Annotated in this window: 30 protein-coding genes; 29 read left to right on the top strand and 1 reads right to left on the bottom strand. The window is 36.3% G+C overall.

The window, feature by feature from the left end:
• The first annotated feature begins 72 nt into the window (after positions 1-72).
• Both mazG and KMW28_RS18400 read left to right on the top strand, forming a co-directional pair.
• Positions 73-882, top strand: a complete 810-nt coding sequence (gene mazG / locus KMW28_RS18405) for a nucleoside triphosphate pyrophosphohydrolase (RefSeq protein WP_205958236.1) — start codon at positions 73-75, stop codon at positions 880-882.
• A 133-nt stretch (positions 883-1,015) separates the two neighbouring features.
• Positions 1,016-1,183 carry a hypothetical protein gene (locus KMW28_RS18400; protein ID WP_158297767.1) on the top strand — a complete coding sequence of 56 codons (168 nt, stop codon included), beginning with the start codon at positions 1,016-1,018 and terminating at the stop codon, positions 1,181-1,183.
• A 37-nt stretch (positions 1,184-1,220) separates the two neighbouring features.
• On the opposite strand, the gene sdaAA is transcribed toward KMW28_RS18400, so the two are convergent.
• On the bottom strand, positions 1,221-2,123 hold the full coding sequence (sdaAA, locus tag KMW28_RS18395; protein ID WP_169666820.1) for an L-serine ammonia-lyase, iron-sulfur-dependent, subunit alpha: 903 nt from the start codon (positions 2,121-2,123) through the stop codon (positions 1,221-1,223).
• An 82-nt stretch (positions 2,124-2,205) separates the two neighbouring features.
• Here sdaAA and KMW28_RS18390 point away from each other — a divergent pair, with 82 nt between their 5' ends.
• From KMW28_RS18390 to porU, 27 genes are all read left to right on the top strand, one after another.
• Entirely contained in the window at positions 2,206-2,688 is a 483-nt protein-coding gene (locus KMW28_RS18390) for an NADH-quinone oxidoreductase subunit A (protein WP_066212070.1), read from the top strand.
• Positions 2,689-2,692: 4 nt separating this feature from the next.
• Positions 2,693-4,063: a choice-of-anchor Q domain-containing protein gene (locus KMW28_RS18385; protein WP_169666823.1), complete on the top strand. Its 1,371-nt coding sequence runs from the start codon at positions 2,693-2,695 to the stop codon at positions 4,061-4,063.
• A 2-nt stretch (positions 4,064-4,065) separates the two neighbouring features.
• Positions 4,066-4,950, top strand: a complete 885-nt coding sequence (locus KMW28_RS18380; RefSeq protein ID WP_169666826.1) for an SdiA-regulated domain-containing protein — start codon at positions 4,066-4,068, stop codon at positions 4,948-4,950.
• Between the two features lie 422 nt (positions 4,951-5,372).
• Positions 5,373-5,798 carry a 50S ribosomal protein L16 gene (gene rplP / locus KMW28_RS18375; protein ID WP_066212076.1) on the top strand — a complete coding sequence of 142 codons (426 nt, stop codon included), beginning with the start codon at positions 5,373-5,375 and terminating at the stop codon, positions 5,796-5,798.
• Positions 5,799-5,806: 8 nt separating this feature from the next.
• Positions 5,807-6,139, top strand: a complete 333-nt coding sequence (rpmC, locus tag KMW28_RS18370; RefSeq protein ID WP_066212077.1) for a 50S ribosomal protein L29 — start codon at positions 5,807-5,809, stop codon at positions 6,137-6,139.
• A 21-nt stretch (positions 6,140-6,160) separates the two neighbouring features.
• Positions 6,161-6,415, top strand: a complete 255-nt coding sequence (gene rpsQ / locus KMW28_RS18365; protein ID WP_066212079.1) for a 30S ribosomal protein S17 — start codon at positions 6,161-6,163, stop codon at positions 6,413-6,415.
• Positions 6,416-6,490: 75 nt separating this feature from the next.
• The gene (gene rplN / locus KMW28_RS18360; RefSeq protein WP_066212081.1) at positions 6,491-6,859 is read left to right on the top strand and encodes a 50S ribosomal protein L14; all 369 of its coding nucleotides are present in this window, start codon (positions 6,491-6,493) and stop codon (positions 6,857-6,859) included.
• 5 nt (positions 6,860-6,864) lie between these two features.
• On the top strand, positions 6,865-7,188 hold the full coding sequence (gene rplX, locus KMW28_RS18355; RefSeq protein WP_066212088.1) for a 50S ribosomal protein L24: 324 nt from the start codon (positions 6,865-6,867) through the stop codon (positions 7,186-7,188).
• The gene (gene rplE / locus KMW28_RS18350; RefSeq protein ID WP_066212090.1) at positions 7,188-7,736 is read left to right on the top strand and encodes a 50S ribosomal protein L5; all 549 of its coding nucleotides are present in this window, start codon (positions 7,188-7,190) and stop codon (positions 7,734-7,736) included. Before rplX ends, rplE begins: the two co-directional genes overlap by 1 nt.
• Before the next feature lie 15 nt (positions 7,737-7,751).
• Entirely contained in the window at positions 7,752-8,021 is a 270-nt protein-coding gene (gene rpsN, locus KMW28_RS18345; protein WP_044203093.1) for a 30S ribosomal protein S14, read from the top strand.
• A 57-nt stretch (positions 8,022-8,078) separates the two neighbouring features.
• Positions 8,079-8,477 carry a 30S ribosomal protein S8 gene (gene rpsH / locus KMW28_RS18340; RefSeq protein ID WP_066213438.1) on the top strand — a complete coding sequence of 133 codons (399 nt, stop codon included), beginning with the start codon at positions 8,079-8,081 and terminating at the stop codon, positions 8,475-8,477.
• Between the two features lie 79 nt (positions 8,478-8,556).
• The gene (rplF, locus tag KMW28_RS18335; RefSeq protein WP_066212092.1) at positions 8,557-9,111 is read left to right on the top strand and encodes a 50S ribosomal protein L6; all 555 of its coding nucleotides are present in this window, start codon (positions 8,557-8,559) and stop codon (positions 9,109-9,111) included.
• Between the two features lie 5 nt (positions 9,112-9,116).
• The gene (gene rplR, locus KMW28_RS18330; RefSeq protein ID WP_066212094.1) at positions 9,117-9,470 is read left to right on the top strand and encodes a 50S ribosomal protein L18; all 354 of its coding nucleotides are present in this window, start codon (positions 9,117-9,119) and stop codon (positions 9,468-9,470) included.
• 13 nt (positions 9,471-9,483) lie between these two features.
• Positions 9,484-9,999, top strand: a complete 516-nt coding sequence (rpsE, locus tag KMW28_RS18325) for a 30S ribosomal protein S5 (RefSeq protein ID WP_066212096.1) — start codon at positions 9,484-9,486, stop codon at positions 9,997-9,999.
• 19 nt (positions 10,000-10,018) lie between these two features.
• Positions 10,019-10,198, top strand: a complete 180-nt coding sequence (gene rpmD / locus KMW28_RS18320; protein ID WP_044228404.1) for a 50S ribosomal protein L30 — start codon at positions 10,019-10,021, stop codon at positions 10,196-10,198.
• A gap of 60 nt (positions 10,199-10,258) precedes the next feature.
• Entirely contained in the window at positions 10,259-10,708 is a 450-nt protein-coding gene (gene rplO, locus KMW28_RS18315; protein ID WP_044228401.1) for a 50S ribosomal protein L15, read from the top strand.
• 6 nt (positions 10,709-10,714) lie between these two features.
• Positions 10,715-12,037 (top strand): preprotein translocase subunit SecY, encoded by a 1,323-nt coding sequence (secY, locus tag KMW28_RS18310; protein ID WP_066212099.1) that lies wholly within the window; start codon positions 10,715-10,717, stop codon positions 12,035-12,037.
• On the top strand, positions 12,037-12,810 hold the full coding sequence (gene map / locus KMW28_RS18305) for a type I methionyl aminopeptidase (protein ID WP_169666829.1): 774 nt from the start codon (positions 12,037-12,039) through the stop codon (positions 12,808-12,810). The genes secY and map overlap by 1 nt, the downstream gene beginning before the upstream one ends.
• Positions 12,811-12,825: 15 nt before the next feature.
• Complete coding sequence (infA, locus tag KMW28_RS18300; protein ID WP_044228392.1) at positions 12,826-13,044, top strand: translation initiation factor IF-1; 219 nt, start codon at positions 12,826-12,828, stop codon at positions 13,042-13,044.
• A gap of 231 nt (positions 13,045-13,275) precedes the next feature.
• Positions 13,276-13,392 (top strand): 50S ribosomal protein L36, encoded by a 117-nt coding sequence (gene rpmJ / locus KMW28_RS18295; protein WP_084005960.1) that lies wholly within the window; start codon positions 13,276-13,278, stop codon positions 13,390-13,392.
• 59 nt (positions 13,393-13,451) lie between these two features.
• Positions 13,452-13,820 carry a 30S ribosomal protein S13 gene (rpsM, locus tag KMW28_RS18290; protein WP_066212103.1) on the top strand — a complete coding sequence of 123 codons (369 nt, stop codon included), beginning with the start codon at positions 13,452-13,454 and terminating at the stop codon, positions 13,818-13,820.
• A 35-nt stretch (positions 13,821-13,855) separates the two neighbouring features.
• On the top strand, positions 13,856-14,251 hold the full coding sequence (gene rpsK, locus KMW28_RS18285; RefSeq protein ID WP_066212107.1) for a 30S ribosomal protein S11: 396 nt from the start codon (positions 13,856-13,858) through the stop codon (positions 14,249-14,251).
• Between the two features lie 137 nt (positions 14,252-14,388).
• Positions 14,389-14,994: a 30S ribosomal protein S4 gene (gene rpsD, locus KMW28_RS18280; RefSeq protein WP_169666831.1), complete on the top strand. Its 606-nt coding sequence runs from the start codon at positions 14,389-14,391 to the stop codon at positions 14,992-14,994.
• A 97-nt stretch (positions 14,995-15,091) separates the two neighbouring features.
• A complete protein-coding gene (locus KMW28_RS18275) occupies positions 15,092-16,087 on the top strand; it encodes a DNA-directed RNA polymerase subunit alpha (RefSeq protein ID WP_066212111.1) in 996 nt (331 codons plus the stop codon).
• 156 nt (positions 16,088-16,243) lie between these two features.
• Positions 16,244-16,723, top strand: coding sequence for a 50S ribosomal protein L17 (rplQ, locus tag KMW28_RS18270; RefSeq protein ID WP_066212112.1), 480 nt, complete (start codon positions 16,244-16,246; stop codon positions 16,721-16,723).
• A gap of 133 nt (positions 16,724-16,856) precedes the next feature.
• A complete protein-coding gene (carA, locus tag KMW28_RS18265) occupies positions 16,857-17,954 on the top strand; it encodes a glutamine-hydrolyzing carbamoyl-phosphate synthase small subunit (RefSeq protein WP_066212114.1) in 1,098 nt (365 codons plus the stop codon).
• A gap of 104 nt (positions 17,955-18,058) precedes the next feature.
• The gene (porU, locus tag KMW28_RS18260) at positions 18,059-21,448 is read left to right on the top strand and encodes a type IX secretion system sortase PorU (RefSeq protein WP_169666833.1); all 3,390 of its coding nucleotides are present in this window, start codon (positions 18,059-18,061) and stop codon (positions 21,446-21,448) included.
• Positions 21,449-21,581 lie beyond the last annotated feature (133 nt).

The following is a 21,581-nucleotide window of genomic DNA, read 5'->3' as shown; positions in this document are numbered from 1 at the left end:
ATTCAACTTTCTTGATTATCCTTGCAATAGTAGTTATAAAAAAAGAAATCAACTCATTTAAATATCAAAAAGATGCAAGGCGATATAAATATAAAAGATACACGGTTAAGAGCATTCAAAAGGTTATTAGATATCATGGATGATTTACGAGAAAAATGTCCATGGGATAGAAAACAAACTTTAGAATCACTCCGTCATTTAACCATAGAAGAAGTATATGAACTTTCAGATGCCATTCTTGATAAAGACATGGAGGAAATCAAGAAGGAATTAGGAGACGTGATGCTTCACTTAGTTTTTTATGCAAAAATAGGGTCTGAGACCAATAATTTCGCTATTGATGATGTATTGAATAGTATTTGTGAAAAGTTAATTGTTCGTCATCCACATATTTATGGAGATATTGATGTAAATGATGCCGATGAGGTCGCTCGTAATTGGGAATTAATCAAATTGAAAGAAAAAGGCGATAAACCCAAAAGAGTGCTAGGAGGTGTTCCTAAATCATTACCCGAAATTGTGAAAGCATTGAGAATTCAAGAGAAATCTGCGGGAGTTGGTTTTGAATGGGATAATAAAGAAGATGTTTGGAAGAAAGTTCAAGAAGAAATTCAAGAATTGGAAGTTGAAGTAAAAGCAAATGATCAAGGAGAAGATAATTTGGACAAAATAGAAGATGAGTTTGGAGATGTGATGTTCTCTATGATCAATTATGCTCGTTTTCTTAAGGTCAATCCTTCTGATGCACTGGAAAGAACGAACAAGAAATTTATATCAAGATTTAATTACATAGAAGATAAAATGAAGGAAGATGGACTGTCTTTCGATGAAGCATCTTTAGAGCAGATGGATAAATATTGGGAAGAAAGTAAAAAAAAATAAAAAAAGTTTCTTCTTTTTTGTCACATCTTGAAAAGTAATTGTCTACTAAATACGAATCGTTGAACGATTCATACGTGAAGTGAATACTTATTCGACATTCTCAATCAATTGTTCGTAAATTATTTAGAATATTATGGTTACTTTCAGTTTTAAGAAAAAAAATACAGCCGCATTAGCTGCAAAATATAAGAATTATGCAGACCAATTCGAGACAGCTTTAAAAAACTTAGAGTTGTTTACTGAAGAGGAAAAGGAAAGAAATAGAGTAGAATTGGCAAAAAAATTCCAAGGCTACGTATAAACAGAGAGTATCTAAATGATACTCCCTGTTTTTTATTTTATTCTTCCGAAGAATCGATAATATCGATATCGGAGATCAATACTTTTTTAGATATCATCTTAGCAGTTGGTGTAGCTGCTATACCTCCTAAGGCCGTTTCTTTGTAACGGTCCTCCATGCTTTGCCCTACTTCTCCCATTGCGTCTACACATTCATCCACAGGGATTACACCACTTACATTGGCTAATGCAATTTGAGCTGAAGAATTAGCAATAGCAGCAGCACTTGCATTTCTAACCACACAAGGTACCTCAACCAATCCAGCGACAGGATCACAAACCAATCCGAGCATACACTGTGCAGTAATCGCTACAGCATTGAATACCATATCAATGTTTCCTCCTAAACAATAAGTAATTGCCCCAGCAGCCATTGCAGCAGCTGTTCCTGTTTCAGCTTGACAACCGCCTACAGCTCCAGCGATACCCGATTTTTTTTCCATTATCAAAGCAATTCCTGCTGAGACCAATAGAGCGTTATGCAATGTGTCATCATCCAATTGATGAAGATCTTGAAGCGTAACCAATACTCCAGGTAGAATACCAGATGCTCCTGCAGTAGGTGCGGCAACTACTCTTCCCATACAAGAATTTACTTCTTTTGCAGCAAGTGCCCTTGAGATGAGAACTTTAAATTCTTCTGACAAAACATTGATTGGAGAATTGAAAACTTTTTTTCCACCGTTTTCAATCATGCCTGATCTAGAGGTCATATCCTCGTTTAAACCTGTCTTGACAGCATCCTTCATGACATCGAAGGCTTGCTTTAAGGCTAATTTAATTTCTTCCTTAGTGCGTTCTTTTTCTCTCACTTCATAATCCAAAACAGGTTGATGAAGGGATACTTTTTTCTTTTCACAGAACTCTTTCCATTCAGAAAATGATTCAAAAAGTACGGCCATGTTATGATAGTGTTTATATGGTTAGTATTTTTATCGAAATTTTTACAAAAGAAACAATTACAGTTCATATTTCATAGATAGTATGGGTAATCAAATGCTAACAGACTTCGGTAACATTACATTATTTATAATTGTTGCTATTATTTTCGCTTTAGGAGGGTTGTTTACTGCATTTCTAGTTAGACCAAGAAGACCAAACGAAGAAAAATTAACTACCTACGAAAGTGGGGAGGATCCATTAGGTACTGCTTGGGGTAATTTTAATATACGATTTTACGTTGTGGCATTAATATTTCTATTATTCGAAGTAGAGATATTATTTTTATTTCCTTGGGCAACAGTTTTTGGAGATGCAGAAAAAATCAAACAAACTGATGGTATGTGGGGTTGGTTTGCATTATTCGAAATTGTCGTTTTTGTTGGAATATTGATTTTAGGTTTAGCATATGTGTGGAAAAAAGGTTTCTTAGATTGGATAAAACCTTCAAAAGTACAGCCTATTGAAGAGAATAATAATTTCGATTCTTCACCATACAAGGATTTCAATAAGAAATATATAAATTAGTAACTTGAAAACACTTAGCTTTTATACAGGAATCATTCTATCACTCCTCATAAGTTGTACTCCAGATGATGAGGTCATCAGTTCAGATCCTTCTTTTCAACTTCAATTTTCTGTAGATACAGTATTTTTTGATACTCTATTTACATCAAAAGAAGATGAGGGGATTGATATGCGAAGTGTTACCCAGCGTTTTATGGTGTACAATAACTCAGAAAATGCAGTCAATATTTCAGAAATCTCATTAAATGATCCTAATTCTGTTTATTCTATGTTGATAAACGGGCAAAATGAAGATATTATCAATAATACTTTACTGAGAGGTGGAGATAGTATGTTAGTCTTGACTGAAGCTAATGTACCTTATCAAAATGCGGATGATATACGAGAATTGAATGGCCAAATTTCTTTTTTCACCAATGGAAACAGACAAGCTATACAATTAAATGCTTATGCAGAGGATCCGTTTTATGTTTCAGGGGGGGCAATTTTAGTAGGTGATGTAGTATGGGAAAAAGGAAGACCATATGTTATCACTGATTCCTTATATATATCACAAAATGCGAGTTTAACGGCCAATGCCGGAACAAGAATAGTTTTTGATAATGGAGCAAAGCTTTTGATTAGTGGCTCATTACAGTTAATGGGGACACCTCAAGATACGATAAGGTTAGAAAGTATTCGATTGGATGGGCAATATGAAAATGCTCCCGGTCAATGGGATGGACTCTTCTTTGATTCCTTAAGTCATGATAATAAAATCCATGGTACTTTAATTAAAAATGCTAGAGTTGGTGTTTTGATGTATCATAATGATAACGATGATATTATCGACTTGGATATAGAAGGTTCAACAATTCAAAATATGTCTCAAGTAGGAGTAGCAATAACTAATTCTGATGTAAGAATAGTTAATACTATCATTAGTCATACGATCTCTTATGCCTATGCCCATGCAGGAGGAGGCAAATGTGATTTTTACTATAATACAATTGTAAATTCAAATACGGGCTTCTTTAGGGAAGACCCATCTGTAGCATTCGAAAGTACAAATGAAGTTATACAGTTAAACTTAGTAAATAATATAATTTGGGGTAATTTATCAAATGAATTAGTAGTTACAGAAGGTGTTGATTTTAATAGTATTACAAATAATATATTGAAAGCATCAAGTGATCAGTTTGACCCTGAAACCAATTTAATAAATATAGATCCATATTTCAGATATCCTTTTACTTATAATTTTGACTTAGCAGATGATAGTCCGGCTCGAGGAGCAGGAATTGATGTAAACGGTATAACTGTTGATCAAAGAGGAGAGAATAGAACATCACCACCAGATATAGGTGCTTTGCAATGGATTCCAGAGGAAGAATAAAAATGAGAACGATACATTACATACTATTAATAGTTCAACTAACAGTTTATAGTAATTCTATTTTTGCACAGAAAATTAAGCAACTTGAATTTTTAGAAATCAAACAGTTGGAGAATTATCAAGGACGTTTTGACTTAAGTGGTATTTCAAAAAAAGAGAAAGAAATTGTTGTTGTAGCAGATAAATTCGAAAATAACTTTATTTATTCTTTACATCAAAAAGATAATTCTTTTGAGGTAAAGGCATCTTACAAATTAGATATTCCAGGGAAAATAGATCTTGAAGGAATTTCTGTTTATAAAAATAAAGCATACCTGATAAATGAAGCTGATAATGAGGTGTATGTCTATGATTTTGATAAGAAAGCGACAAATAAATTACCTATAGATTGGAGTAGTTTGTTCTTGCCTAGAACGGAGTGGTTAAAAAATACTGGTTTTGAGGGAGTTGCTGTAGATGGAAAAGCAGGATTACTTTATTTAGCAAAAGAAAGACAACCTTCATTTATTATCGTAGTAGATTTGAATACCAATAAAATTGTTAGAGAATTTACTTTAAAAAGAAATTGCAGCAAAGACATATCAGATATGTATCTTTATAAGGGTGATTTATTTATTCTAGAAAGGAATGCTAGATGTATTGCTCAATACGATTTGGAGAAAAATAAAATTGTACAACATTATTCTTATGAAAAGTCTGTAGTCACAAATAAGCAAAAGCTATTTGAACCGGAAAAATATGGAATGGCAGAAGCTTTAATGATTGTTGATGATGAAGTATGGCTTGGTTACGATAATAATGGTGTAAAAGTCTCAGATGAGGCCAAATTACGGTACGGAATAAAGGGTGATAAGCCGGTATTGCTAAAATTTAAATTTGATTTTTAGTTTTTGACCTTCAATAAGTTAGTTTTAAAACTATTTATTAAAGGAATCATAATCAAATAAACAAACTCCTTACAGATACAGTACATTTGTATAGAATTAAGGAAAGAAACGAAATTGTATTCATATTTCGTCCCAACCAAATTCAACAAACATAAAGTTAAGATTGTGAAGGATATTAAATTTTGATATTTTTTTTGCTAACTACTTGTTTTACAAAAAAAAGTGTCATACTTTTGCAATCCAAACCTCGGGAAACTACGTTCATTAGACATGAGCGAAAGTCCTAATGATTTTAAGATAGATATATACATTCTGTTTATTTAAAAGAATTTAGCTAACTCAAGCTCAAGTTCTCCGAGATGTTTGTGCACTAGACATAAAATATCGCAGGAAGTACCTGCGTGGTAAATAACAGAATAACAATGTTACAGCCAAAGAGAGTCAAGTTCAGAAAGAGACAAAAAGAAAGAAGTAGAAGCCATGGCATCGCTCAACGCGGTCATAGCATTTCTTTTGGTAGCTTCGGTCTGAAGGCACTTGAAGGAGGTTGGATCACAGCTCGTCAAATCGAAGCGTCACGTATTGCGATGACTCGTGCGATGAAACGTGAAGGTCAGGTATGGATTCGTATCTTCCCTGACAAGCCAGTTACTTCAAAGCCAGCCGAGGTACGTATGGGTAAGGGTAAAGGTGCCCCTGCTTATTGGGTTGCTCCAGTGAAAGCCGGAACAATCTTGTTCGAATCTGATGGAGTATCAATCGAGAGAGCACAGGAGTCAATGAGATTGGCTGCGCAGAAGCTCCCAATCAAAGTGAAGTTTGTGGTCAGACCAGACTACGTAGGATAATCTGAGAGATGAAAACAAAAGAGTTAAAGGATCAGGTGAAAGGCTTATCTTCGGAAGAGCTTGCAGAGAACATCAAAACTTCTCAAAAGCAATTAGAAGATCTTGCTTATGCTCATGCAGTATCACCACTAGAGAACCCAATGCAATTGAAAACACTTAAAAAGCAAGTTGCTCGTCTTAAGACTGAGTTGCACGCTAGAGTGACAGTTGAATTGGAGGAAAAGGTTAAAGCTGATAACGTAACTCGTGAGTCTATCTCAGAGTTCTTGCAAAAGTCAACGTTTTTAGCGCCTGTAAACAAGAAGATGGTTTTAAGAGCTATCGAGAAAGTTAACAACTAAGATACCTGATAGAAGAAGATCATGGAAAGAAACTTCAGAAAGCAGCGTCAAGGAGTAGTAGTGAGCGACAAAATGGACAAGTCTATTACAGTGCAAGTGGAAACACGTCAAAAGCACCCAATGTACGGTAAGTACATTAAGAAGACTAAGAAGTTTATGGCGCATGATGAAACTAACACTGCAGGTATCGGAGATACCGTTAGAATTATGGAGACGCGCCCATTGAGCGCGCGTAAGCGTTGGAGATTGGTGGAGGTAGTAGAAAAGGCGAAGTAATTCGTTCTTCTATCCATCTTCAAAATTTAATCATTTTACAATCACCAAGTAAAGAATCCTTATTAGGATAGGAAAATGATACAACAGGAATCAAGACTGTCAGTAGCAGATAACTCAGGCGCAAAAGAGGTACTATGTATCCGCGTGTTGGGTGGTACAAAAAAGCGTTACGCTTCTGTAGGCGACAAAATCGTCGTTTCTGTGAAGTCAGCGATCCCTTCTTCAAATGTTAAGAAAGGGACTGTATCTAGAGCGGTTGTTGTAAGAACTAAAAAAGAAGTTCGTAGAAAGGACGGTTCTTACATTCGTTTCGAAGACAATGCAGCAGTTCTATTGAACGCGCAAGACGAGCCAAGAGGTACTCGTATCTTCGGACCAGTCGCAAGAGAGCTTCGTGAGAAGCAATTTATGAAAATCGTTTCGTTAGCACCTGAGGTACTCTAAGAGTTATGAATAGAAAATTCCATATCAAAAAAGGCGACAAAGTAACAATAATCTCTGGCGAAAATAAAGGCAAAGAGGGAGTTGTACTTACAGTTGACCGTGAGAAGGAGCGTGCCATCGTTGAAGGTGTGAATATGGTTACTAAACACGTTAAACCTACGGCTGAAAAGCCAGAAGGTGGTGTTAAGCAAATGGAAGCACCAATTCACGTTTCAAACATTAAGTTGATCGACCCAGAATCGGGTAACGCTACTCGCGTAGGTCGTAAGCTTGACGAAAACGGTAAGTTGAAAAGATATTCTAAGAACACTGGAAAATTTATCGACTAATGGCTACAGCGACAAGATTAAAGGACAAATACCAAGAGGAAATCGTTCCAGCATTAAAGGAACGTTTCAGCTACAAGTCTGTAATGCAAGTTCCAAAATTGGAGAAAATTATCATCAACAGAGGTGTTGGTGAGGCAGTTGCAGATAAAAAACTTGTAGACATCGCAGTAGAAGAATTATCTACTATTGCAGGTCAGAAAGCAGTACCTACGATGTCTAAGAAATCAATCTCAAACTTCAAATTACGTGAAGATATGCCAATCGGCGCTCGCGTAACATTAAGAGGTGACAGAATGTATCAATTCTTAGATCGTTTGATTACTATTGCTATTCCTCGTGAGCGTGACTTCCAAGGTATCAAGGATAAATTGGATGGTCGTGGTAACTATACTTTAGGTGTAAAAGAGCAAATCATCTTCCCAGAGATCAAACTTGATCAAGTAAAGAAGGTGACAGGTATGGACATCACGTTCACTACCTCTGCTAATACAGATGAGGAAGCTTATGAGCTTCTGAAATTATTTGGAATGCCTTTTAAGAAAAAATAGTAAACACGAGAAACTATGGCAAGAGAAGCAATAAAAGCTAGAGAGCGCAAGCGCGAAAGATTAGTTGCAAAATATGCAGCGAAGCGCAAAGCGTTAAAAGAAGCAGGTGACTGGGAAGGACTTGATGCTCTTCCTAAGAACTCTTCACCGGTTCGTTTACACAATCGTTGTAAATTAACTGGACGTCCGAAAGGTTACATGCGTAAGTTTGGTATTTCACGTGTTACATTCCGTGAAATGGCATCAGCAGGTAAAATCCCAGGCGTTACAAAATCGAGCTGGTAATTTTAATTTAGGAACCTACGGCACAGAGTGCTGTAAAAATATTTGCAAGCAATGGCAATGACAGATCCTATAGCGGACTACCTTACGAGACTTAGAAACGCGATTAGCGCTAACAAGCGTATCGTAGAAGTACCTGCTTCAAACATTAAGAAGCAGATGACTAAGGTGCTGCATGACAAAGGCTTCGTTCAAGGCTACAAGTTCGAGGATGGTGTAAACACTCAAGGTGTGATTAAAATCGCATTGAAGTATCATCCAGTGACTAAGCAACCTGCGGTTGTTGATTTGGAACGTGTTTCACGTCCAGGTCTACGTAAGTATGCTAGCGCTAAGAACATGCCACGTGTACTTAATGGTTTAGGTATCGCAATCCTTTCAACTTCGAAAGGTGTGATGACTGACAAAGAAGCACGTGAACAAAATGTAGGTGGCGAAGTACTTTGCTACGTATACTAATAAAATATTAGTACAATACTTTAATATAACGGCTGACCGCTTCCCTAGTAGGAAGCCTTAAGCCCTAATTTGAGAAACCATGTCAAGAATTGGTAAAAAGCCAGTTTCAATCCCAGCGGGTGTTGAGGTAAAACTTAACGACAACTTAATCGTTGTAAAAGGACCTAAAGGAGAATTGCAACAGGAAATCAACAAAGACATCGCTATCGAGGTAGAAGGTTCAGAAGTACGTTTCGTACGTCCTTCAGATCATAAAGACCACCGCTCTTTGCACGGTCTTTATAGAGCCTTGACTCAAAACATGGTGGTTGGTGTATCTGAAGGATACAAAAAATCACTAGAGTTAGTAGGTGTCGGTTTTAAAGCATCGGTACAAGGTCAATTATTGGACCTTGATCTTGGTTATTCACACAGAATTCTTTTCCAAGTTCCAGCGGAAATCAAAGTGAGCGCTGAAACTGCAAAAGGACAACCACCTGTAGTACACGTTGAAGGCGTTGACAAGCAATTGGTTGGACAAGTTGCAGCGAAGATCCGTTCATTCAGAAAGCCAGAACCATACAAAGGTAAAGGTGTGAAGTATGTTGGTGAAGAGATTAGAAGAAAAGCAGGTAAAGCTGCTGGTAAAAAATAACAAGTATGGCCACTAAGAAAGATCTGAGAAGACTGAGAATCAAAAGGGGTATTCGTAAGAAGATTTCAGGTACAGCTGAACGCCCTAGACTCTCTGTATACAAAAGTAATACTGCAATCTATGCGCAGTTGATCGACGACCAAACTGGCCGTACTCTTGTTGCCTCTGATTCACGTGAGATCAATGCTGAAAGCAAAGCATCTAACGTTACATTGGCTGCAGAAGTAGGCAAAAAGGTTGCTGAGAAAGCTACTGCTGCTGGTATTTCAACGGTTATTTTTGACCGTAACGGTTACCTTTACCACGGTAAAGTGAAAGCGTTAGCAGAAGGTGCTAGAGAAGGTGGTTTGAAATTCTAAAGAGTTGTCAGAGATGAAACAAAACGTAACAAAAGTAAAATCAGCTGATCTAGAGCTTACAGAAAAAGTTGTTGCTATCAAGCGTGTAGCTAAGGTAGTAAAAGGCGGTAGACGCTTCAGCTTTTCTGCGATCGTAGTTGTAGGTAACGGTGACGGCGTTGCTGGTTATGGTTTGGGTAAAGCCAACGAGGTAACTGACGCAATCACTAAAGGCATCGAAGACGCTAAGAAAAACCTAATGAAGGTACCAGTACTTAAAGGTACTGTTCCTCACCCTCAAAAAGGTAAATTCGGTGGCGGACGCGTGCTAATCAAACCTGCATCTGCAGGTACTGGTGTTATCGCAGGTGGTGCGATGCGTGCAGTTCTTGAATCAGCAGGTGTACACGACGTATTAGCGAAATCACAAGGTTCTTCTAACCCACACAACGTGGTTAAAGCAACTTTTGATGCGCTACTTAAAATGCGTGATCCACGCATGGTAGCTGAGCAACGCGGCGTGAAATTAAGCAAAGTTTTTAACGGCTAATCAAATATTTAATCTAGTTATGGCAAAGATCCGTATTACTCAGGTTAGATCGTTGATCGGTCGTCCTGAAAGACAAAAACGCACAATCAAGGCGTTAGGGTTAGGAAAAATCAACAAAACTGTCGAAAAAGATGTTAATCCACAGATTTTAGGCATGGTAAAAGCAGTTGATCACCTAATCAGCGTTGAAGAGTTGTAATTTCTTTGTACTTTTGCATAAAGCATTAGTACTTTAAAAGGTATTAATTAGGAAACAGTCATGAAACTGCATACACTAAGTCCTGCGAAAGGTGGTAAAGTACGCCAAAATAAGCGCGTAGGTCGTGGACAAGGCTCAGGCCGTGGTGGCACGTCAACACGTGGTCACAAAGGTGCTAAGTCGCGTTCTGGTTATAGCCAGAAGTTTGGCTTCGAAGGAGGTCAAATGCCACTACAACGTCGCGTGCCTAAATTTGGCTTCAAATCTCCATTCAGAGTAGAGTATACTCCGATCAACTTGGAAAATATCCAAAAGATCGCTGATGAGAAAGGTATTACTACTTTCGCGTTAGAGACATTCGTGGAGTTAGGAGTTATTTCTAAGAACGGCAAAGTTAAAGTTCTTGGTAATGGCGAACTAACTGCAACAGTAGAGATTTCGGCGAACGCTTTCTCTGCATCTGCTAAAGAGGCAATCGAAAAAGCAGGCGGAAAAGCGATTACATTGTAAGAAGCTATGAACAAGTTTGTCAAGACACTGAAGAACATTTTTTCAATCGAGGAGCTAAGAAACAGAATTTTATTCACTCTTGCGCTCCTAGCGATTTTCAGATTGGGATCGTATATCGTACTGCCCGGCGTTAACCCTGCAGAACTTGCAGATCAAACAGATGGAATTCTAGGAATGTTAAACGTCTTTTTAGGCGGGTCATTCTCTAGAGCTTCTATTTTTGCCTTGGGTATCATGCCTTACATTTCGGCATCCATTGTGATCCAATTGTTGAGCATGGCAGTGCCTTACTTCCAGCGTATGCAAAAGGAAGGAGAATCTGGTCGTAAACGAATTAACCAAATTACGCGTGTTTTGACGATCGTGATTACACTCTTCCAAGGATCAGGATATTTATATTCTACGATCCCTACAGAGGCAATCGTCATCAAACAGTCATTATTCTACCCAGCATCCATATTAATTATGACTGCGGGTACAATTTTCTGTATGTGGCTTGGTGAAAAAATCACTGAAAAAGGAATTGGTAATGGTATCTCCATGTTAATCATGATCGGTATCATTTCTGGCTTACCTGTAGCATTGTATCAAGAAGTAGATCAATTAGATCAAAACATTTTATTTGTTGCTGAACTTGTTACTTTGTTCTTTATTGTAATGGGTGTTGTTCTATTGAACGCAGCTGTTCGTAAGGTACCTGTGCAATATGCACGTCAGGTAGTAGGTGCTGGAGGTAAGAAACGTACTTTGGCTACTGGCCAACGTTCTTACATTCCATTAAAAGTGAATGCTGCGAACGTGATGCCTATCATTTTCGCACAATCATTAATGTTCCTTCCTTCTATGATTGCAGGCATTTGGGCAGATCAAAGTGATAATGCGAGATGGATTCAGCAAAATTTTGCTGACTTCACATCATTAGCTTACAATTTGACATTTGCAATTTTAATTTTAGTGTTCACGTATTTCTATACGGCGATTACGATCAACCCTGATCAAATGGCAGAAGACTTAAAGAGAAACAATGCATTTGTACCAAATGTGAAACCAGGTGAGGAAACTTCAAACTTCATTAGCTGGATTCTAGATAGAATCACATTACCTTCAGCAGTATATTTAGCAGTTGTGGCAATTTTGCCAGCTTTTGCTAGTATGTTGGGTGTTAGTGCAGGTTTTTCTAGATTCTATGGTGGTACATCACTTATTATCATGGTGGGTGTTATCTTAGATACTCTTCAGCAAATCGAATCATACTTGCTTATGCAAAATTATGATTCAATGATGAAGTCTGGGAATATCAAAGGACGCCAAAACGTGGCAACAGTCTAATGGTATACTACAAAACAGAAGAAGAGATAGAACTAATGCGTGTTAGTGCTGATTTACTCGGCAGAACGCATGGTGAAATCGCCAAGAATATTAATGAAGGGGTAAGCCTTAGTGCTATTGATAAAATCGCTCATGATTTTATCATGGACAATGGGGCTCACCCCTCGTTCTTGAATTATAATGGGTTCCCAAACACTTTGTGCATGTCATTAAATGACGTTATTGTACACGGTATCCCTTCCGATTATGAGTTGAAAAGTGGTGACGTAATCTCTATTGATTGCGGAGTACTTTTAAATGAGTTTCATTCTGATAGTGCATACACTTACCCAGTGGGTGATGTGGATCCTGAAGTAATGAAACTTTTAAAGGTTACTAAGGAATCACTTTATAAAGGAATTGATGCTTGTAAAGTCAATAACAGAATTGGTGATGTGAGCTTTGCAGTTCAACAACACGCTGAAATGCACGGTTACGGAGTCGTTAGAGAATTGGTTGGTCATGGTTTAGGTAGACACCTACATGAAAAACCAGAAGTACCTAACTATGGGAAAAGAGGTAGAGGATTAAAAATCAAAGATGGATTAGTTATCGCAATTGAACCTATGATTAATTTAGGTACAAGAGCAATTACTCAAGACAACGATGGTTGGACAATCCGTACGAGAGATCGTAAACCTTCAGCTCATTATGAACACACTGTTGCTATTGTTAATGGTGAAACAGAAGTGTTGACAACATTCAAGTACATCGAGGAAGTATATCCATTTTAATTAAAATAATATCAAATGCCAAAACAATCTAATATTACCCAAGACGGTACGATCGTAGAGGCCCTTTCTAATGCAATGTTCCGTGTGGAGCTAAAGAATGGACATCAAGTTGTAGCACACATCTCTGGTAAGATGCGTATGCACTACATTCGTATCCTCCCAGGTGACAAAGTTCGTTTGGAAATGTCTCCATATGATCTTACTAAAGGAAGAATTGTTTATAGATATAAATAATTCAAAAAAAATACCTATCTTTGCAGGCCTGAATTCAGTGTTATTCAAATAGATTAACACGCAGTAACAAAATAATGGGAGAATTCCCTTTATTTTTGCCTAATTATTAAGAAGGTATGTTTAGTGCATGTGATTTATTCAAAATTATTTGGATAGACTGAGCATGGATAGGCGACTTTCGGGTGCCTTGACATTAAATCAGGGATTTTATACGTTTAAAAATTCGGAGCAATGAAAGTCAAAGCTTCTATCAAAAAACGCAGTGCGGACGATAAGATCATCCGCCGCAAAGGCAAGTTGTACATTATCAACAAGAAGAATCCAAGACATAAACAACGTCAAGGATAATTTCTTAGTACAACAGCGAGAATTAATTTAAGTTTTACAAAACCGTTCACAAGTAAAACATGGCACGTATTGCAGGTGTTGACATTCCAAACAACAAAAGAGGTGTTATTTCATTAACATACATCTTCGGAATTGGAAGAGCGTCAGCGGCGAGTATCCTTGCTGAAGCTGGAGTAAGCGAGGATAAAAAAGTTCAAGATTGGACTGACGAAGAATCACAAAAGATTCGTGAACTTATCACAGAAGGTCACAAAATCGAAGGTGAATTAAAATCAGAAATTCAATTAAACATCAAGCGTTTGATGGATATTGGATGTTACAGAGGCCTTCGTCACAGAAGAGGTTTGCCAGTTCGTGGTCAACATACCAAGAACAACTCACGTACTCGTAAGGGTAAGCGTAAGACAGTTGCAAACAAGAAGAAATAATTTAGTTCATAGCGTTTAGCTGAACAAAAAGAATTATGGCTCAAAGAAGAAAAAACGAAAAAGCTAAGAAAAGAGTAGTTAATGTAACTCAGGAGGGGGAAGTGCACATCAAAGCATCTTTCAACAACATTATCATCTCTTTCACCAACAAAGAAGGACAAGTGATTTCTTGGTCTTCAGCTGGTAAAATGGGCTTCAGAGGCTCAAAGAAAAACACTCCTTATGCTGCGCAACAAGCGTCATCAGATGCAGCGAAAGTTGCATTCGACTTAGGTATGCGTAAAGCTGAGGTTTTTGTAAAAGGTCCGGGTTCTGGTCGTGAAGCGGCTATCCGTACTGTACAAAATTCAGGTATTGAAGTAACTATCATCAAAGACGTTACTCCTCTACCACATAACGGATGTCGTCCTCCGAAAAGAAGAAGAGTCTGATTTGACCTTCTCTTTTTTAAGAGAACATTCGATATGAGTGTGTTATTAACAGGGTCTGTCGTAATAAGCCACGACAGAGATCATTAGCACCTCCTGAAAAAATTAATTTTTAAAGACACTCCTAAAATTCTAGAGAAATGGCTAGATATACAGGGCCTACATCGAAGATTGCTAGAAAGTTTAATGATCCAATCTTCGGGGCATGCAAGGAACTTAAGAAAAAGGCGTATCCTCCGGGACAGCATGGTAAAAACAGACGTCGTAAGCAGTCTGAATATGCTATCCAGCTTGCTGCAAAGCAAAAAGCGAAATACACTTATGGTGTATTAGAACGTCAGTTCCGTAACATTTTCGAAAAAGCTGCGAAAAAATCAGGTATCACAGGTACGAACTTATTACAGTTCTTAGAAGCGAGACTTGATAACACAGTATATCGTTTAGGATTCGCTCCTACTCGTAGAGCTGCGAGACAATTAGTATCGCACAAACACATTACTGTGAACGGTAAAGTAGTGAACATTCCTTCTTACACTTTGAAAGCTGGTGATGTGGTTGGTATTCGTGCTAAATCACAAACTAACAAAGTGATCAAAGAGGCTACGACTGGTAAACAACGTACTGCTTATTCTTGGTTAGAATATAACGCTCAAGATTTGACAGGTAAATACGTTCAAAATCCAGAGAGAGACGAGATCCCAGAAAATATTCAAGAGCAACTTATCGTCGAGTTGTACTCTAAGTAATATAGATCTTTGGAAAATGCTTCTAAGTATGTTATTTTAACATCCTTAGAAGCTTTTCTTATGATCTTATTAAACTTTTTAAAACCACAATCATTATATGTCCATTCTTGCTTTTCAAAAACCTGACAAGTTGGTAAAGGAATCGGCTGATGAATTCAAAGGCCTTTTCGAATTCAAACCTCTTGAAAAAGGATACGGCGTAACAGTTGGTAACGCTCTTAGACGTATATTACTTTCGTCGCTTGAAGGATATGCTATCGTGGGTATCAAATTCCCAAATGTACTTCACGAATATTCGACTATCGATGGCGTTGTAGAAGATGTGACTGAGATTATCTTAAACTTAAAGAAAGTTCGCTTTAAGGCTGAGGTAGAAAATCCGTCGCAAAAAATCAACATCAACATCAGTGGTAAAAGCGAATTTAAAGCGGGTGATATTGCTCAGTTCACAGAAGAATATAAAGTCCTTAACCCGGATTTTACAATTTGTAACTTAGACGAGAGCGTAAATCTTCAGGTTGAGTTCACAATGATGAACGGCCGTGGATACTTATCTGCAGACGAACAAGCTGAGAGTGAAGCTGATGATATTGTTGGTTTTATTCCGATTGATGCAATCTTCACTCCAGTAAAAAATGTTAGATACCATGTTGAAGACTTTAGAGTTGACGACCGTACTGACTTTGAGAAATTGGTGATTGAAGTTATTACTGATGGTTCTGTTGAGCCAGAGGAGTCTTTAAAAGACGCCGCTAATATCTTGATCCAACACTTCATGTTGTTCTCTGACAATAATATGATTATTGATGATGGAGGAAACGACGCTCAAGTGGAAATTGATGATGAATACTTAAGAATGCGTAAGCTTCTTAAAACATCATTATCTGATCTTGATTTATCAGTTCGTGCATACAATTGCTTGAAAGCTGCAGATGTTAAAACTTTGGGAGATTTAGCATCTTTAGAAATTTCAGACATGATGAAGTTCAGAAACTTTGGTAAGAAATCACTTACTGAGTTAGAACAATTGATGACTGATAAGAAATTATCATTTGGTATGGATGTGACTAAATACCGTCTTGACGAAGATTAGTCACTAATTACATAAATGTCTAACTGTTCCTTGGACACGGCAGTTAGTTAATTACCGGCCGAAGAAAAGCTAAGGCTTTTTGGAGGTTCACCGTCCAATAATTATTATTAATCATGTAGCAGTTCCTAATACGGCTGTTGCAATATCATTATTACAATGAGACACGGTAAAAAATTCAACCACTTAGGTAGACAAAAGAAGCATAGAGAGCTTATGCTTGCTAACATGGCTTGTTCTTTAATCGAGCACAAGCGTGTTTTCACTACAGTTGCTAAAGCTAAAGCATTACGTAAATACGTAGAGCCATTAGTAACTAAGTCGAAAAACGATACAATGCACTCTCGTCGTGTGGTATTCTCTTACCTTCGTGACAAGTACGCGACTACTGAGTTATTCTCAGCAATTCGTGATGCTGTAATCAACCGTCCAGGTGGTTACACTCGTATCATCAAAACAGGTCGTCGTTTAGGTGACGGTGCTGAAATGGCAATGATCGAGTTTGTTGACTTTAACGATATCTACAACGTTAAAGAAACTAAGACGAAAACTCGTCGTAGAAAGAAAAAAGCTTCAGCTCCTGCTGCTCCAGAAGCACCAGCAACTGAAGAAAATAATAACGAAGAATCAGCTGAATAATCAGATGGTGAATCGATAATTATAATAAAGGGAAATGGTTAATTAATCATTTCCCTTTTTTTTAGGTCATGTATATCATCATACCCAAAATTTTTAATATTTTTGCACTAAGTTCAACTAGACTGTAATATCAATGGAGAAGAAGACTGCCATTTTAATGCTTCAAGATGGAACTACCTATAAAGGAACAGCCATCGGAGCAATTGGTACAACAACAGGCGAAATTTGTTTCAACACAAGTATGACAGGTTATCAAGAGATCTATACTGATCCTTCATACTATGGCCAAATCATTGTAAATACTGTATCACATATCGGTAACTACGGTACAGTACACAACGAGAATGAATCTAAAAAGCCTCAAATTAATGGTCTTGTTGTAAAAAGCTTTTCAAGCGTTTATTCAAGAAGTACTGCTGAGGGTTCATTACAAGACTATTTAGAATCAGCTAACTTAGTAGGTATTGCAGATATTGATACTCGTGCTTTAGTAAGACATATCCGTCAGAAAGGTGCGATGAACGCTATTATTACATCTGAAACTGAAGACCTTAAGGTAATTAAGAAACAATTGGATGCTACTCCTAATATGGAAGGCTTGGAATTGTCTTCGGTTGTAACTACTAAAGAACCTTATATCGTAGGTGATCCTCGTGCTGCTGTAAAAGTTGCTGTATTGGATTTGGGTATCAAGAAGTCTATTCTTGAAAACTTTACATCAAGAGGTATGTTGTGTAAAGTATTTCCTTCAAATACTACATTTGAGCAAATGAAACAGTGGAAACCGGATGGTTATTTCTTATCAAACGGACCTGGTGACCCATCTGTTATGGATTATGCAGTGGATACAGCAAAACAAATTTTAGATGCTGATAAACCATTGTTCGGTATCTGTTTAGGACATCAGATTATTTCAAGAGCAATGGGTCTTGAAACATATAAGATGCACCACGGACATAGAGGAGCAAATCACCCTGTGAAAAACTTAGTTTCTGGTAGATCTGAAGTGACTTCTCAAAACCACGGTTTTGCAGTAAGCATGGAAAGTATTGAAAAGAACGATGCTATCGAGTTAACTCATATCAACCTTAACGATGAAACAGTTGAGGGGATCAAGGTACTTGGTAAAAACGCATTCTCAGTTCAATACCACCCTGAAGCTTCTCCGGGACCTAACGATTCGAGATATTTATTTACTCGTTTCCTAGAAATGATTCAAGAAAATAACTAACAATTAGTTAGTTATAAAAGATAAATTAGCATGGTTATTTAATTGACCATGCTTTTTTTGTATCTTGTAAAAATACAAACGATGTGATGATCAATAACACATAGATGACTTCTAATAAATCTTACATATCAACTTTTATCCTTCTATTTTTTTCTATTGGTTTCGTTTTGGGGCAATCTCCATTATCCCAAGGAGATATTTACAAATTAGAAATCACCGAAGATGGTATTTATAAAATAGATGCTTCATTAATGTCAGAAATGGGCATTGATATTAATTCTTTAAATGCAAACCAATTGTTCTTATATGGTTTTGGAGAAGGCATGCTTCCTCAAACTAATTCTGATTACAGACCTGATGAATTATTAGAAGTTCCTATGAAATATGTGGGGAATGATACTAACTTAAATAGCAATTCATATTTCTTATTTTACGGATTTGGACCAAATAAAACCATCACCAATTCTGATGAAGAGTTTGTTAATAAAGAGTTGAACTTGTATTCAGCTACCAATAATTACTTTTTAGTAGTTAAAAGTCAAGGTTCACCCAAAAGGATACAAAATCGAAATGTTTCTGGAAGTAATTCTCAAAACTTTGATCAATTAATTGAGAGTATTCACTTTGAAGAAGACATAAGAACAGCTTTAAATGATGCTTCTGGACGTTTTTTCTTTGGGGAAAATTTTACAACAACAACATCAAAAAGTATTAGTATTCCTGTTATACCACAATCTACTGCTTCGCTGATAAGATTTCAAATAGGGGTAATGGGGAAATCCAGAGAAGTAAGTACATTTAGTATTCAAACGAATAATATTAATAGAGGAGAATTAGAAGTGCCAGCTGCTCCTGAATTCAATTCATATAGATACGGGAATCAAGGTCATATGGTCAACTCCTTATTTGATCCTTATTCTGTTAATTCGATTGGAGGTAATATCACGTTTGATATTTCATTTAGCAAACCTTTATCTGATTCTGAAGGGTATCTAGATTACATTACTTTAAATATCAGCAGAACTTTAGTGGAAAAAAGTGGTGGATATTCACTTCATGGATTTTTTGATAATGACTCTAGAGATGTAGCTGCGATTAAAAATAGTAGTAATTTAGAAATTTGGGACATTTCAAATACCCAAGATATCTATGTATTGCCTAAAGTTAATGATAGAAATAACTTATTAAGATCAAAAAGTTATTTTGAGGTGGTTGCATTTAATAGCTCAAATGTTTTATCGCCTACATATTTAGAAAAAATACCGAATCAAAATTTAAGAGGTATTAGTGTACCTAACCTTTTGATTATTACTGCTCCACAATATTTAACACAAGCAAATCAATTAAAATCTCATAGAGAGTCACATGATAATTTATCTGTTTCCGTAGTCACCATAGATCAAGTTTACAACGAATTTTCTTCTGGAAGACAAGATGTGAGTGCTATTAGAGACTTTGCTAAATATTTATATGAGAAGAATAATCAAGAACTAAAGTATTTATTGTTATTCGGTCAGGGATCATATGATTATAAAGGGAGTCAATTCGAGAATTCTAGTCAAGTGCCTGTATATGAGTCAAGAAATATTTTACATAGAACTCAAACCTTTTCATCTGAAGACTATTTTGGTTTCTTTGATGATCATGAAGGTTATTGGACTGAAGATATTGAAGGAACTGCAGATGAATATGATTTAGAAATAGGAATTGGTAGATTACCCGCTAGAAATGTAGAACAAGCTCAATTACTATTAAATAAACTGATAAGTTACGATACCACTACAGCTAATCGACAACAATGGAAAAAAGATATTGTTTTTGTTGCAGATGATGGTGATAACAATAACCACCAGTCTGATGCAAATGAATTGGCTGTTTATGTAGAAGAAACTTTTAAAGAGTTTAATTCTAAGAGAATATATATTGATAACCTTCAGAAAGAAACTTCCCCTACAGGTGCAATAGCTCCTGAAACTTACGATCTTGTTTATAAGACAATAAATGATGATGGGGCGATGATTATCAATTACAGTGGTCATGGTTCTATTTCAAGATGGGCAGATGAAACAATAATGGATTTAGAATTAGCGAATAATTTGACTAATTATCATCATTTGCCATTATTTTTTACAGCGACATGTGAATACGGTAGGTACGATAATCCTAATTATGAATCAGGTGCTGAGCAACTTTTATTTAATTCTAAAGGAGGAGCAATTGCTTTGATGACTACCACAAGACCAGTGTTTGCATCAAGTAATCTTGTAATTAATAAAGCATTTTATGAACAAATTTTTGTGAAAGATGCCGATGGTAATTATCCTCGATTAGGAGATGTATTTAAGTTAACTAAGAATAATAGTTTAAGAGGTACAAGAAATCGTAATTTCGCCTTGCTTGGAGACCCATCAATGAGATTATTCATTCCTAAAACTGAAACAAAAATTACTCATTTGAATGATGAACTATTATCAAGTTCTGATACAATTAAAGCTTTAGATAGAATTCGTTTAAGAGGGGAGATAGTTAATGATAATACTAGAAATACCGGATTTAATGGAGAGGTATTTTTAACATTGTTAGAAAAACCAATAACATCATCGACATTAGGAAATGATGGACCTGAAACTGTATTTGAATACCAGGAAAGAAAATATCAACTTTTTAGAGGGGTTGCTGATGTTGTAAATGGTGAATTCGAAATTGATTTTGTAGTACCGTTAGATATTAGGTATAATATTGGGAATGCAAAGTTTAGTCTTTATGCCAAAGCAAATGATAATGAAGAGGCAATTGGTGGAGAAATGAATATTTTAATTGGTGGTTCTTCAGATAACCCTGTTCAGGACAATAACCCACCTGAAATATCAATTTCTTTAAATGGAGATCCTTCAACTGTAAATACCTATCCAGATCTTTATTTTCATGCTGAATTAGAAGATGAATCCGGTATTAATATATCTGGTATTGGAGTTGGACATGATGCGACATTGATTTTGGATGAAGGTGATACTAGTTGGGTTGTAAATGATTACATCATGCCTGTGTCAGGTCAAGAAAATACATATTCTTTAGTTTTTCCTGTTAATAACCTAGAAGAAGGTGAGCATACTTTAGAGTTAGTTGTTTGGGATGTATTGAATAATAGATCATCAAAAACGATACGTTTCTATGTAAGTAACATTAATGAAATAGAAGTGGAGGAGTTAAAAGCTTATCCTAATCCTGTAAATAATCAATTTACTTTATCTTTTAAACATAATTTAGGTGGAAAATATCTAAAGATTCAATCGAATATTGTGGATATGTCTGGTAAAGTTGTTCTTAAGAGCGATTTAGAATACGAAGTATCAGATGATATCATTCAAATACAATATGATGATGTGAAATCTTCATTGAACTTAAATAAAGGGATTTATGTAATACAACTCATCATAGAAAGTCCTATATTGGGACTACAATCAGTAAAAACTATCAGAATAGTAGTTATTTAATCAAATAATGACTTTTATTTAAATAGATTACTTATCTTTAAATAAATAGATTTAGAGCAACTGCCTATAAAAAACAATTACACATAATTAGTTTGGCTCATCGCAGCTATTTTTTTCGACTTTAATACGATCA

The organism is Flammeovirga yaeyamensis, assembly GCF_018736045.1.
GTDB classification, from domain to species: Bacteria; Bacteroidota; Bacteroidia; order Cytophagales; family Flammeovirgaceae; genus Flammeovirga; species Flammeovirga yaeyamensis.
Note: the sequence above shows the minus strand (reverse complement) of the source record. Positions and strands in the feature narration are given on the sequence as shown.